Annotated in this window: 15 protein-coding genes and 1 pseudogene; all 16 read right to left on the reverse strand. The window is 43.2% G+C overall.

Features of this window, described 5'->3' with window-relative positions; translation table 11 throughout:
- Positions 1–57 precede the first annotated feature (57 nt).
- On the reverse strand, positions 58–696 hold the full coding sequence (locus tag NYE63_RS15180; RefSeq protein WP_342601726.1) for an urease accessory protein UreH: 639 nt from the start codon (positions 694–696) through the stop codon (positions 58–60).
- Complete coding sequence (larC, locus tag NYE63_RS15185; protein WP_342601727.1) at positions 693–1169, reverse strand: nickel insertion protein; 477 nt, start codon at positions 1167–1169, stop codon at positions 693–695. Before larC ends, NYE63_RS15180 begins: the two co-directional genes overlap by 4 nt.
- On the reverse strand, positions 1166–2074 hold the full coding sequence (locus NYE63_RS15190) for a LarC family nickel insertion protein (protein ID WP_342601728.1): 909 nt from the start codon (positions 2072–2074) through the stop codon (positions 1166–1168). Before NYE63_RS15190 ends, larC begins: the two co-directional genes overlap by 4 nt.
- A complete protein-coding gene (gene larB, locus NYE63_RS15195) occupies positions 2055–2825 on the reverse strand; it encodes a nickel pincer cofactor biosynthesis protein LarB (protein ID WP_342601729.1) in 771 nt (256 codons plus the stop codon). Before larB ends, NYE63_RS15190 begins: the two co-directional genes overlap by 20 nt.
- Positions 2822–3637 (reverse strand): ATP-dependent sacrificial sulfur transferase LarE, encoded by an 816-nt coding sequence (larE, locus tag NYE63_RS15200; protein WP_342601730.1) that lies wholly within the window; start codon positions 3635–3637, stop codon positions 2822–2824. The genes larB and larE overlap by 4 nt, the downstream gene beginning before the upstream one ends.
- Positions 3638–3852: 215 nt before the next feature.
- Complete coding sequence (locus NYE63_RS15205; RefSeq protein WP_342601731.1) at positions 3853–4005, reverse strand: PfkB family carbohydrate kinase; 153 nt, start codon at positions 4003–4005, stop codon at positions 3853–3855.
- Positions 4006–4028: 23 nt separating this feature from the next.
- Positions 4029–4892 (reverse strand): fumarylacetoacetate hydrolase family protein, encoded by an 864-nt coding sequence (locus tag NYE63_RS15210; RefSeq protein ID WP_342601732.1) that lies wholly within the window; start codon positions 4890–4892, stop codon positions 4029–4031.
- Between the two features lie 14 nt (positions 4893–4906).
- Positions 4907–5866: a C-terminal binding protein gene (locus tag NYE63_RS15215; RefSeq protein WP_342601733.1), complete on the reverse strand. Its 960-nt coding sequence runs from the start codon at positions 5864–5866 to the stop codon at positions 4907–4909.
- 67 nt (positions 5867–5933) lie between these two features.
- Positions 5934–6881: a U32 family peptidase gene (locus NYE63_RS15220; protein WP_048679730.1), complete on the reverse strand. Its 948-nt coding sequence runs from the start codon at positions 6879–6881 to the stop codon at positions 5934–5936.
- Entirely contained in the window at positions 6878–7789 is a 912-nt protein-coding gene (locus tag NYE63_RS15225) for a dihydrodipicolinate synthase family protein (protein ID WP_342601734.1), read from the reverse strand. The genes NYE63_RS15220 and NYE63_RS15225 overlap by 4 nt, the downstream gene beginning before the upstream one ends.
- Before the next feature lie 17 nt (positions 7790–7806).
- Positions 7807–8227: pseudogene (locus NYE63_RS15230) on the reverse strand (enolase C-terminal domain-like protein); the annotation flags it as partial.
- A 107-nt stretch (positions 8228–8334) separates the two neighbouring features.
- Positions 8335–9804, reverse strand: coding sequence for an alpha-ketoglutaric semialdehyde dehydrogenase GucD (gucD, locus tag NYE63_RS15235; protein ID WP_342601735.1), 1470 nt, complete (start codon positions 9802–9804; stop codon positions 8335–8337).
- Between the two features lie 22 nt (positions 9805–9826).
- A complete protein-coding gene (locus NYE63_RS15240; RefSeq protein ID WP_342605777.1) occupies positions 9827–10984 on the reverse strand; it encodes a UxaA family hydrolase in 1158 nt (385 codons plus the stop codon).
- A 4-nt stretch (positions 10985–10988) separates the two neighbouring features.
- Positions 10989–11288, reverse strand: coding sequence for a UxaA family hydrolase (locus tag NYE63_RS15245; RefSeq protein WP_289316193.1), 300 nt, complete (start codon positions 11286–11288; stop codon positions 10989–10991).
- 11 nt (positions 11289–11299) lie between these two features.
- A complete protein-coding gene (locus tag NYE63_RS15250; RefSeq protein WP_342601736.1) occupies positions 11300–12187 on the reverse strand; it encodes a fumarylacetoacetate hydrolase family protein in 888 nt (295 codons plus the stop codon).
- A 31-nt stretch (positions 12188–12218) separates the two neighbouring features.
- Positions 12219–12986: an IclR family transcriptional regulator gene (locus NYE63_RS15255; protein WP_063235052.1), complete on the reverse strand. Its 768-nt coding sequence runs from the start codon at positions 12984–12986 to the stop codon at positions 12219–12221.
- Between the last annotated feature and the right edge of the window lie 57 nt (positions 12987–13043).

Raw genomic sequence — 13043 nt, forward strand, 5'->3', positions numbered from 1 at the left:
AGAGACTGTCAATGGGTTACAGACAGCCTGAGATTACAGTCATGCTTATAAAGTAAATCAATTAGCCCAGAGTGCAAACAAGCCTTCTGTTACACCCAATTTGTATATATAATAAAGTCCGAACGCAAAACTTATAGCTCCCGCCAGTTTGATGAAGATTCGGTTTAAAACGATGTCTTTTCCATTCAAAGCAAACGGTATGCCTAGTAAAGTTGTAAAGCACAGCATGCCAATAATTGTCCCTGCGCCAAATATAATGATATAGATGGATCCTTCGCCTATACCGGTTACGGTCGACATCGTTAGGATGACCATTGCGGCACTGCCCGCGAGACCATGGACGAACCCAATTAAAGCAGACACCAAAAAAGGACGGAATCGATCTTTATCGTTCGTGATATTAGGCCGATTTTTAAATAAACTTTTCGCCCCTAGCATAACAAGCATAATACCAACGCCAAATTCCAGCGTCATACTTATCGACTCCGGAATTTCCCCTTTCATCCAAATGAAAAGCATCCCTATAAGAAACAGCGTACATGTATGGCCTATTCCCCAATACACCCCCGTTAGAGTGGAACGCGATAATTTTTTCGTATTTCCTGCCGTGGTTGCTACTGCAATTACGTGATCCGGCTCTAACGAATGCTTTATCCCCAATAGGAAGCCTAATGAGAGAATTGACACCAAACTCATTTCTCTACCACCTCCCCGAGACGCTTCCATACTTCTTCATACACTTGTTTAAGCGGTATATTGTTCTGTACGGCAATTTTACGGCAATCTTCATACTCAGGTGCCTGCTGCATGGGTAAACCCTCATGGAACCCTCTCTTTATCGTCACTTCCCCCCATTGTGTATGTACAGTGAAAAAAGATCGTTCGAGCCTGTGCACGGTAAGAGGATAGTAGCGTATACCGAGCGTCGTCGTTTCAGCAAATAATATCTTCTTCATTTTCGAAATCATCTGATGTGAACAGAGAAGTTGCAATAACACCCCCGGTCGATTTTTTTTCATAAAAATTGGCGTATAATATACATCATTTGCTCCCGATTCAAACAGCAAATCCATTACATGTCCAAGCCATTCACCGGAAATATCATCAAGATTCACTTCCATTTTTACCATTTGTTCATCAAGATGCTCATGATCAGGTGGTCGGTTCATTGAATTTCCCCAATGATAATGCGAAGGACGTTCGGATGATTTTCAAATGTTTTTGTTCCCGCACCATAGCCAATCGATTCGACAGTCATGGCTGGAAGCGAGCCAAATGTTTCAGTTAAAACAGCAGCGATGGCAGCACCGGTCGGCGTTGTCAATTCAAATCGAATATCGTTTGAGGCAATTGGTACCCCCTTTAATATTTCAAGAGTGGCAGGTGCAGGAACAGGGTATATGCCGTGATCAATATGTATATGTCCAGTTCCCGTTGGAATGGCTGATGACTGAACTGATTCAATCCCTAGCTGATCGATTAAAATTGCAGCTCCGATAATATCTATTATTGAATCTACCGCTCCTACCTCGTGAAAGTGAACTTTTTCAAGAGGTAGCCCGTGTATGTGCCCTTCCGCTTCACCAATCTTCTTAAAAATGGCGAGTGACCTGTTCGTAACCGATTCATTAAAGTTCGCCTCATTGATAGCCTCCACAATTTGTTTGTAGGTACGGCTGCCATGATGATGGTGAAGCACATGGCTATGGTTGTGGTTGTGGTTGTGTTCATGACTGTGGCTGTGTCCATGCTCTTGACTGTGTTCGTGTCCATGACTGTGGCTGTGTCCATGTTCTTGACTGTGTTCGTGTCCATGACTGTGGCTGTGTTCGTGTCCATGACTGTGGCTGTGTTCATGTGTTTGCTCTGATTTACTGGTAAGAATGACATCAAATTTAGTACTCGTAATGCCATTTTTGACGACCTTCCCCCATGACAGTTTATATTCTTCATCTATGTTCAGCTTTTTTAACTCTTCTTCCATTTGTACAGGGTCTGCACCTGCATCAATCAACGCACCAATAACCATATCTCCGCTTATGCCGGAAAAGCAGTCAAAATATAAAGTCCTCATCACAATTGACCTCCTTTTTATGTACAAGTTTGTAAATAATTGCTGCATTGTAGGCTGCACCAAATCCATTATCGATGTTCACTACACTTACACCCGATGCGCATGAATTGAGCATCGATAAAAGTGCCGATAAACCGTTAAAATTAGCACCGTATCCAATACTTGTCGGTACAGCAATAATTGGATTCGTAACAAGGCCTCCTAACACACTTGGGAGTGCCCCTTCCATCCCTGCGACACAAACTGATACTGTAGCCCCTCGTATCTCGTCAATATTATCAAGGAGGCGGTGCAGTCCAGCAACACCCACATCGTATATACGCCTGACTGGAATACCTAGAGTTTCGGCCGTCACGGCTGCTTCTTCAGCAACGGACAAATCTGATGTCCCGGCGCACACAATTGCAATATATGAACCAAATGATTTCGGCTTTTCTTTAACCCAAGCAAGTGTCCTTGCCATATCGCTATACTCAAAATCACTACATTCTTTTTGTACAAATACTGCTTTTTCCCGAGATATACGAGTCACAAGCACAGAATCATTCCTTGTCCGCAGTGATTGTACAATCGTCAAAATTTGTTCAGCTGTTTTTCCTTCTCCAAAAACAATTTCGGGAAAGCCTTGTCTCCTTTTACGATGATGGTCGATTTTTACAAACCCTAAATTTTCATAGGATGCAAGTTTTTCCTTTGCTTCCGCGACTGTCAATGACCCCTTTTGAACCTGCTCCAAAATATCGTCAATCATAACATTTCTTCCTTTTTAAGCGCTATATTCATACTTCCGCTTGTATAGCCCGTGAGATCCATTGATACATACTTATAACCAAATTGCTTCAGCCGTTTCGTGATCGCCACATGGTATTGAAGCACTCGCGGCATATCATCGGGTTCAACTTCAATTCGGGCTGTATCCTCATGCGTCCTGACTCTTACCTGATGAATATCCAATGATTTTAAGTAAGCCTCTGATTTATCTACTTTGGTCAATTTTTCCTTCGTAATGATATCGCCATATGCTATTCGTGAGGATAGGCAAGCAAATGACGGTTTATCCCAGGTTGGCAAATCGGCTTCCCTAGACAATTCTCTTATTTCTTCTTTGAATAAATCGGCTTCTAGAAGAGGACCCCTTATTCCTTTTTCTTTAGCTGCTTTCATGCCTGGACGAAATTCGTTTGCATCATCAGCAATAACTCCATAAATAATATTATTAAAGTCATATTCTTCAAGAATAGGAAGCAGGTGGTCAAATAAACTACTTTTACAAAAGTAACAGCGATTTTGATTATTTGATGTATATCCAGGAATGGCCAACTCTGAAGTTTGAATGACACGATGGTTGGCACCAATCCATTTTGCTAGCATAATGGCTTCTTTCAACTCACTCGAGGGATAGGTTTCCGAATCCGCTGTAATGGCTAACACATTATCATAACCCAAAGTATCAACCGCGACTTTTAGCAAAAAGGTGCTGTCCACCCCTCCTGAAAAAGCGACCACAACCGACTCCATTTTTTGGAGAATACCCTGCAGATTTCTGTACTTTTCTAGTAACATAGCACTTTTCCCCTTTCTGGTGATAGTAATTCCTCCGTCATTATGCTGGCTGCCGAATCTTTCCGATAATAATAAACTCGAGTATCATTCAGCCGTCTGAATTCTTTAAAAAAGACTTCGGTAGGCGCATCAGGGGCTCGGGTCACAAATGAAACATCACCGCGAGTAAACGATTGCATGGCATCACCAAATTCATCCTCGCCGAGACGGCTTATTCAACGTGACCTATGACCGAGTCTGCTTAACCTGATTGCGACATTGGATTCCACACCGCCAAACTTCATCGAAAAAGATCGGGCTTGGCGAAGCGGCCCTTCTTCATTCGTGGAAAACACTGTCATTGTTTCTCCGATAGTTACAACATCCATACCATCATCTTTTTTCTTTCTTGTCAGGCTTTTACGTAGTTAGAAAGCGTGCCGATCCTCTCAATACTGACGTTCATCCGGTCACCGTTTTTCAACCAGATTTTCGGATTCCGTCCCATTCCAACGCCAGGTGGTGTACCTGTTGCAATCAAATCACCTGGCTTTAGTGTCATGGACTGTGATAAAAATGATATGATTTTCGGAACCGTAAAAATTAGGTTGCTTGTATTTGAATCCTGCATAATTTCACCATTTAATTCAAGCGAAATCGCTAGATTGTGGGGGTCACCCACCTCATCATGTGTAACGACAACAGGACCAAATGGAGCAAATGTGTCCGCCGTTTTGCCTCTTGACCACTGGCCGTCCTGAAATTGCAAATCTCGGGCGCTAATATCATTCATAATCGTATAGCCAAAGATGTAGTCATCCGCCTCTTCTTCTGACACATGTTTCGCTTCTCTTCCAATGACAAACGCAAGCTCTGCTTCAAAGTCGACCTCGGTTGAATTAATTGGGATTTCAATCGCATCATTATGTCCGGCAATCGCATTCGCATATTTTGAAAAAATGACCGGCGATTCTGGCGGCTCCATCCCGGTTTCCTTGCAATGATCAAAATAGTTAAGTCCTACGCATATGATTTTATCCGGCTTTGTGAATGGAGGCAGGATCTTTACTTCTGACAGTTTGAATATTGCATCGTCATTTATCCGTTGCTCGATTAACTGTTCAGCACGTGAACGCAACTCGCTGCCTCGTTCTATAAATTTTTTCATACAAGCAGGAAATTCTTCTGGACCGAGAGCCGTTAAGCTAATAATTTGATCATCTTGAACAATGCCGATGTGCTGTTCGGTTTGCACGGAAAAAGTCGCTATTTTCATATTTTTCCCCTTTCTTAGGTTAATGCGTAAGGTGTTTTTTCTCCTTTTAAGACCTGAACGATATTTCTTGCTGCTTTTTGACGAAGTTCAACCATCGCTTCCTCAGAATACCAGGCGCTGTGCGGTGTAATGATGACATTGTCCATTGTGAGTAGCGGGCTATCGATGCTGACTGGCTCATTTTCTGTCACATCAAGTGCTGCACCTGCAATTATCCCTTTTTCAAGTGCATAGGAAAGTGCTTTTTCATCGATTATCGGTCCACGTGCCGTGTTAATGATTACCGCATTACTCTTCATTTGTTTAAGGCGCTCCTCATTGATCAGGTGGTATGTATCATCAATTAAGGGCACATGGATCGACAAATAATCTGCTTCGCCTATAATTTCGTCGAGATCCATTTTTTGTACCCCGACAGCGGCCATGTCTGCCGCCGATACGAAAGGGTCGTAAGCAGCAGTTTTAAAACCGAGCGGTCTCGCCTTTTCAATGAAACGGCGCGGAATCCGGCCAAAGCCAAGAACCCCAACCGTTTGCTCGTTAAAACGATGAATCGGTACACACACTTTAAAGTCCCAGTTACCATTTTTCACTTCCTTGTTTAACAGTGTCACTTTCCGCGCCGACGAAAGTAAAAGTGCCAATGCATGATTCGATACTTCTTCCATGCCATAATCCGGTACATTGGCGACAGTAATCCCCTTTTCCAGAGCCGCATTGAGATCAATTGTATTGACGCCGACACCATAGCGGGAAATGATTTTGGTATTCTCAAGCGACTCAATGACTCGGCGTGAGATAGGAGCATATTGATTTAAGATTGCATCCGCTTCTTTTGCCTGCTCCATTACTTCTTCCTCCGTTTTACATTGCGCTTTGATGAACTCGATATCTAGACCGCTTTCTTGAAAAACCTTTTCTTCATATTGCAAATGCTCAAATTCGTAATCCGTTAATAATATTTTAAATGTCATTTGGGCTCTACTCCTTAATAGTAATAAACACCAGAATATCAGAGGGGATCACTCTCATTAAAATCATCTATTTTGCTGCTGCCTTTTCGATTTTCGCAATTCCGAGTCCTTCTGCACCGAGTTTCGATGTTTTTGCTTCTGGAAAGTATCGTTCGATCATTTGAATACCAATTGCGGCCCGGCGTACACGTTCTTGAGCGAGTGAGATGTTCGTACTTTCCCATTGTTTCCCTGATGGGTATACATCAGGGTGATTACGTAGACCAAATTTGATGTATACAGGCGCCAATACACGGATTATTTCTGGTATTTCATAATAGCGAAGAAAGCCGCCGAAGGTATCCGGCACTTCAACGTATAAATCAATTGGAATGTTTATTGATTGTCGGATCGCTGCAAGTTTAGACAGCGTTAATGCAGGTGGCACGTTGTAGGTATCCGCTCCGATGTCTTCCATTAATTTAACGGATACTGGATTGGCTGAACCCATTTGAACCGATACTTTAACAACAAAGTCTTCCGGAAGCTGTCCGTATTTTTTCATTTCTTTCGTTAAAAGAAGGAGTCCTTCATCCGCAACTAACGCACCGCGAAGACCAAGTGCAGCTCCTCTTTTCAAGTCTTCCATGGCATAAACAAGCTGGTCCGATCCTTCATGACGTATTCCCTGAGATTTACCTCCTGGCGTAAGCGGTCCTGCACTGACATCCCATGAACCCCTGGGACCGACAAACAAACTCAGTTCCATTCCGCGCTCTGCTGTCATTTCACACATTTCTTTAATTTCTTCATCCGTTTGAAGCATGATGCCGCTGCCCTGAGATATTCGGTGAATAGTCAAACCGAGTCGGTCAATTTCTTTCAATGTTTCTTTTAGGGCAGCTGGACCCTCTACACTTGGTAGTTCAATGCGGTATTGAGCGCCATCTGGAAATGTTTTCGTTGATGTAGGAAGTTCTTTAAGATCAGTAGATGGGTAGCCTAATTGTTCGAGCAAGTCGCGTGATTCTTTCATTTTTGGACGCCTTCTTTCATATCTATATTTTTTAAGAGAGCAGCTACTTTGTCACTCAAATCAGCAGGATATACATCGCATGGTGGACGGTGTCCAGCCGCAATGTCAAACCAGCGCTGATGAACGGCTTCTTTCATGGCTGTAAAAAATGTCGGACCGTAATTGTACACATCCATCAGTTTTGAAATCACTTGATGATTTTTCTGTGCTTCCTCCAGATCACCTTTATGATACGATTCATACAATTGAACGGATATTTCGGGGGCAAAGACAGCGCTTCCATTAATGCTCCCGGCTGCACCAATCATTTGAGCCGGAAGCAAATGTTCGTCAAACGCAGAGAAGACTCGAAAATCACTGCGAACTTTCTTCACTTCCGCCAGCACTTGACGAAGGTGGCCGAAATCACTGACCGTCTCTTTAATACCCGCAATGTTAGAATGATTTTCGGCTAATTTTTTAATCAATTCGATTGATAAATTTTGTCCCGTCAAGAGCGGGATGTTATAAATGAAAACTTGCAGATTAGTATGATTCGCTACGCTGGAAAAATGTCGGTATAATTGCTCGTCAGACAGCTTCCAGTAATATGGGTTGACTACGAGAACGCCGTTCGCTCCATGCTCTTCTGCATAAGAAGTCAGTTCATGCACCTCTTTTAATGCGGTATGACCGACTCCGACCATAACTGGCACTCGTCCGTTAATGTGCTTTATCATTTCGCGTACGTATAATTTTCTTTCTTCTGTTGTAAGTGATGAGAACTCACCTGAACTACCCATTAACAAAATACCGTCAATATTCCGGGAGATTAATAGGTCGATATACCTTCTGTTCAGTGCCATATCTAAGTTCCCCGTTTCATCAAATAAGGTGACTACCGGTGGAATGATGCCATGAAAGTCCATTATTTTTCCTCCTTTTATTACCATTCAGCGATACTTCCGTCTTCATTACGCCAAATAGGGTTTTTCCAATCATGTCCGGTTTCTGCTGCCTGCTTCACTTTTTCCTCATCAATTTCCACACCAAGACCCGGCTTATCCGGAATATTCACATAACCATTTTCATAATCGAATAATTCTGGATTTTCATATAATCGAGAATGTCCATCGTTGTAATGAATACCAAGGCTTTGCTCCTGAATATTGAAATTCGGTGTCGTTGCGTCCAAATGAATCGATGAAGCAAGAGTCATCGGAGCGGGCAGTGCGGCGCAGGCTGCATCATACGCTTCTGCCATTGCGCAATTTTTTTCCTTCTAAAATACCACCTGTATGAGACAGATCCGGCTGTATTATATCGACATAACCATCTTGAAGTAGCTGATTAAAAACAGCCCATCGGGGTCAAACTTTGTATAAAGAAATTTTTATGATTTTCATCAAGCACTTCGCAATGATTTTTTGGAAGAAAGAGAGATTTTCAAACATAAAAACCTCCCTTGCACTTGTTAAGAACCTTTAATAAAAACCGTTTTTATGGCTGTATAAAATTCTTTCGCCGCTTCACCCTGCTCTCGCGATCCCGTGCTCGATGCTTTCATGCCTCCGAATGGAGCTTGCAACTCTACGCCCGCGCTTTCTGCGTTAATGCGGACAAGCCCTGCTTCAATTTCATCAATGAATTCCAGAATTGAGCTAATATTTGATGTAAAGATTGATGCACTCAATCCGTATTTCGTATTATTTGCCAAGTCAATCGCTTCGACAAGATCGGTTGCTTTTATAAGCGCGATAACTGGCCCAAAAATTTCTGCCTGTGCAATCTCCATTTCGGACGTCACGTCTTCAAAAATCGCTGGTGTAATGAAAAAGCCTCTATCGTAGTCTCCGCCAGTTAATATCTCCCCGCCATGTATGAGTTTTGCGCCCTCCTGCTTGCCTTTTTCAATGTACTCTGTCACCGTATTGAACTGGCTTTCGCTTGCACATGGTCCCATCCAAATACCTTCTTGAAGACCGTTGCCGACTGTAATTTCCGCTGCTGCTTTTACCAGTTTTTGTTTGAATTCATCATAGACCGACGATTCAACAACAACACGACTTGAAGCTGTGCATTTCTGTCCGGAGGAACGAAATCCACCGCTGATGACCGCCTCGACAGCTTGGTCGATGTTCGCATCTTTCGTTACGATGACTGGATTCTTGCCACCCATTTCAAGCTGATATTTTATCCCGCGGGCGGAAGCTGATTTTGCGACGCTCTGACCGACACTTTCAGAACCGGTAAATGTGATCGCATTTAAAAGCGGATGATCGATGAGTCCTTGACCGATGATCGACCCCTTACCGGTAATGAAGTTCACTACGCCCTCAGGGAAGCCTGCTTTAGTGAAGCATTCCATCACTTTCGCTGCTGTAACGGCTCCCTCTGTAGCGGGTTTCCATACGATTGAGTTGCCATATACAAGAGCAGGAGCCATTTTCCAAATGGGAATTGCAACCGGGAAGTTCCATGGCGTGATTATCCCGACAACACCAAGTGGGGTGCGTTTCGTAAACATTAAGGCTTCTTTATCGGATGATGGAATAACATCGCCGTCTTTCCGCATCCCTTCCCCAGCATAGTAACGCAGGATTGCAACACCCCGTGCCGTTTCACCTTTTGCTTCCGGTAACGTTTTACCCATTTCGCGAGTCATGGTTTCCGCAATTTCATCTAGATTTTCTTCCAATACATTGGCCGCTTTGAAAAGGATTTGTCCACGTGCAGACTGCCCAAGCCTGCGCCAATCCCTCTTTGCTTTATGCGCAGAAGCTACAGCTTTATTCAAGTCATCTTCCGTTGAGCTTTGAACGTAGCCAACCGGTTCTTTGTCCGCAGGATTAATGCTTTCGATTGTATTTCCAGAAGATGCATTCACCCACTCATTATTAATGAAATTTTTATATGTTTTCGTTGCAAATGTAGTTGATATCATAATCTTTAGCTCCTTTTTCGTTTTAGAATGTCGGTCCAATTCTCCATATACCAAAGTCATGCTGCTTTAATATCTCCGCTTTTGTTAGTTTTCCGTTTGAAACATGTTGAATTTCTTCCATAATGCGCCTGCCCACTTCATCAACGGTTTCTAAACCATCGACAATCGTACCAGCATTTAAATCCATATTTTCATTCATCCTGTCAAACATTGGTGTATTAGTTGAGATTTTTATGACGGGTGAAATGGGAGAACCCGTCGGCGTGCCTCTTCCACTTGTAAAGAGAACGATTTGGGCACCGCCTGCGACCATTCCCGTCAATTGCTCAATGTCGTGGCCAGGCGTATCCATCCATACGAGCCCTTTCTTTGTGGGCACCTGGGCATAATCAATGACTTCTTCCAGTCTGGTTGTACCTGATTTTGTCGCTGCCCCCAGGGATTTTTCTTCGAGTGAGCTGAGACCTCCCTCAATGTTTCCCGGACTCGGATTTCCGGTGCGGATGTCTACGCCCATTTGAATCGAGCGGTCTTCCATCATTTTAATAACCGCATAAGCTTTTTTGGCTACCTGGTCGTTTGCCGCCCTGTTAGCGATCAAATGCTCTGCACCGATGAGTTCAGTCGTTTCCGCTAATATTGCGGTTCCCCCCTGCTGAACAACCAAATCGCTTGTACGTCCGACTGCGGGGTTAGCCGATAAGCCGGAGCACGCATCCGACCCACCGCATTCTGTGCCGACAATCAGCTCGCTAAAATCACATAATTCCCGTTGCACCATTGAGGCATCCTGGACCATTTTGACCGCAATTTTAGCTACTTCGGCAATTGTTTGAAGAGTGCCACCATGATCCTGAATCGATACAGTTTCCATTGGTTTACCGCATTTGGCAATTTCATCTCCAATGCGGTGCGCCTGATGTGTTTCACAGCCAAGTCCGAGTACTATGACTCCATATACATTTGGATTCATGCCCATTCCCGCATAGGTTCTGGCCGTTTGATCATAATCAATACCCACTTGCGCACAGCCATGCTGATGAATGAATGTGACGGTTCCGCTCACCAATTCTGTGACGCGCTGAGCTGTTTGAGTTGCGCATGTTATCGTTGGCAAAATCAGTACATGATTCCGGACACCGACGCGGCCATCCGGACGGCGGTAGCCCCAAAACTGCATTTTTTCATTCAGCAATTTTGTCACCCCTTCCTCTTTTACCTTCTAAATTGTGTACATGAACATGTGCACCAGCGGGAATAAAAGCTGAGGCTGCACCAATGACTTCCCCATATTTAATTATGTCTGCTCCTTGTTCGATGGATTTGACTGCGAACTTATGTCCAAAACGAATCGGTTCAAGAATGGATACGGCAAGTTCTTCAAGCCCTGTCTTCACAACTACTGATGTGTTTTCAGGGATTTCGGATAAAGCGACAGCTACACTATCTTTATTACTTAAGTAAAGTGTTTTATATTCGCTCATTTTGTCACCCCTTAAATTGTTTGGACTGCTTTACTTTGGATAACCGGGTTGTTTAATACTCCAATCCCTGGTATTTCAATTTCGATTCGGTCATCGCCTTTCAATGTAAATTCATTTGGCGGAACCACGCATGTACCTGTAAGTAAAACTGATCCGTCAAAAACAGTGTTATCTAAGACTAAATAGTCGACAAGCTCTTCCAATTTTCGTTTCAGTTGGTTTACTTTCGCTTCACCTTCAAATACTTTTTCTTCATTTCGATAAATACGGCACATGATTTTAAGCTCATATGGATCCGGAACAGCCTCTTTCAACAAGATGGCCGGTCCAATGGAGCAAGAATTTTTCCATACCTTTGCCTGTGGAAGATAAAGCGGATTTTCACCTTCAATATCACGGCAGCTCATGTCATTACCTGCGATATATCCGAGTACCGTTCCCTCTTTATCGATGACAAGACCAAGCTCCGGCTCAGGAATTTGCCATTTTGAATCTGAACGCAAGTATACCGGATCATTCGGGCCCACGGTCCTTGCTGCAGTCGATTTAAAGAAAATCTCAGGACGCACTGCATCATAAACTTTGTCATAGAATGTTTGGCGGTCCAGCTTTCCTTGCGTTGCTTCATAGTTACGTGCTTCCTTGCTTTTTTTATAGGTAACGCCAGATGCCCATACTTCTGGTGCGTCGATAGGAGTTGTTAATTGAAGACCTTCCAATGGCTGCTTTTTCCCTTCGGCGGCAATTTGTTTTACAATATCAAATGCTGTTCTGTTATCATGACGTGCCGTTGTAATCAACGACATAAAATCCGTAAATGGAAGGTCCACCACATTGTTTTCGTTTGTCACGGCAGCAAGTTGTTTCTTATTTTCTTTTACATAGCGAATAATTCTCATTTTATAGTTCCTCCTATATGGCAGGCCTCATTTATATTTTTTGATATTCATAACCGAGCTCCTGCGAAATTTTACTGCTGCATTCCTTTAAGAGACGTACATAATACTCATGTGTTTCTTCGTTTACTTTCGATGCTGGCATCGATACACTCATTGCTGCGATTACCTTTCCTGAATAATCTTTAATCGGTACAGCCAGACAGAAAATGCCCGGTTCGTTTTCTTCATTATCCATTGAATAGCCATCAATGCGTGCTTTTTCGATTTCCGCTAAAAACTGCTCCTTGGATCTAATCGATCTTTCGGTCGGACCCGTATAATCATATCCGTCCAAGAGCAAATCCAGTTCACTGTCCGTTTTAGTTGCAACAAGAGATTTCCCAACAGCACTCGTATGAATCGGAACACGCCGGCCAATACGGGAATAGAGGACCGTTACCCCCGTGCCCTCCACTTTATCGACATAGACACCTTCCTGACCGTCTAATATGACAAGGTGTAGCGTTAAATTTGTTGTTGCTGAAAGCCATTCAAGATGTTTTCTTGCTACGTTGCGCAAATCGAGATGGGTCACAACAACGCTTCCCCTCTCCAATAGCTTTAATCCTAGCGAGTATTTTCCATTTTCTTCGCCTTGTGAAATATAGTGATGCTCCTGTAAGGTTTTTAATAGTGAATGAACCGTACTTTTATGTAAATTCATTCGTTTACTTATCTCTGTGATAGTTAATGCGCGCTCACGCTCATCAAATAAATCCAATATTTTCAAGGCACGCTCCACCGATTGGATGATAGGCATCGTTCCTCACTCCTTTTATTCTGTCTACCTTTATATTATCGGATTTATGACGAGCAT

It is taken from the genome of Peribacillus sp. FSL E2-0159, assembly GCF_038643155.1.
In the GTDB taxonomy this organism is placed as follows: domain Bacteria; phylum Bacillota; class Bacilli; order Bacillales; family DSM-1321; genus Peribacillus; species Peribacillus simplex.

Excerpts from the sequence above, each read along its gene's own strand:
- NYE63_RS15215 (WP_342601733.1), bottom strand. The coding sequence starts at position 5,866 with ATGACATTTAAAATATTATTAACGGATTACGAATTTGAGCATTTGCAA.
- gucD (WP_342601735.1), bottom strand. The coding sequence starts at position 9,804 with ATGATATCAACTACATTTGCAACGAAAACATATAAAAATTTCATTAAT.
- NYE63_RS15255 (WP_063235052.1), bottom strand. The coding sequence starts at position 12,986 with ATGCCTATCATCCAATCGGTGGAGCGTGCCTTGAAAATATTGGATTTA.
- NYE63_RS15220 (WP_048679730.1), bottom strand. The coding sequence starts at position 6,881 with ATGAAAGAATCACGCGACTTGCTCGAACAATTAGGCTACCCATCTACT.
- NYE63_RS15245 (WP_289316193.1), bottom strand. The coding sequence starts at position 11,288 with ATGAGCGAATATAAAACACTTTACTTAAGTAATAAAGATAGTGTAGCT.
- larC (WP_342601727.1), bottom strand. The coding sequence starts at position 1,169 with ATGAACCGACCACCTGATCATGAGCATCTTGATGAACAAATGGTAAAA.
- NYE63_RS15250 (WP_342601736.1), bottom strand. The coding sequence starts at position 12,187 with ATGAGAATTATTCGCTATGTAAAAGAAAATAAGAAACAACTTGCTGCC.
- NYE63_RS15190 (WP_342601728.1), bottom strand. The coding sequence starts at position 2,074 with ATGAGGACTTTATATTTTGACTGCTTTTCCGGCATAAGCGGAGATATG.
- NYE63_RS15240 (WP_342605777.1), bottom strand. The coding sequence starts at position 10,984 with ATGCAGTTTTGGGGCTACCGCCGTCCGGATGGCCGCGTCGGTGTCCGG.
- NYE63_RS15180 (WP_342601726.1), bottom strand. The coding sequence starts at position 696 with ATGAGTTTGGTGTCAATTCTCTCATTAGGCTTCCTATTGGGGATAAAG.
- larE (WP_342601730.1), bottom strand. The coding sequence starts at position 3,637 with ATGTTACTAGAAAAGTACAGAAATCTGCAGGGTATTCTCCAAAAAATG.
- NYE63_RS15205 (WP_342601731.1), bottom strand. The coding sequence starts at position 4,005 with ATGGATGTTGTAACTATCGGAGAAACAATGACAGTGTTTTCCACGAAT.
- larB (WP_342601729.1), bottom strand. The coding sequence starts at position 2,825 with ATGATTGACGATATTTTGGAGCAGGTTCAAAAGGGGTCATTGACAGTC.
- NYE63_RS15210 (WP_342601732.1), bottom strand. The coding sequence starts at position 4,892 with ATGAAAATAGCGACTTTTTCCGTGCAAACCGAACAGCACATCGGCATT.
- NYE63_RS15225 (WP_342601734.1), bottom strand. The coding sequence starts at position 7,789 with ATGGACTTTCATGGCATCATTCCACCGGTAGTCACCTTATTTGATGAA.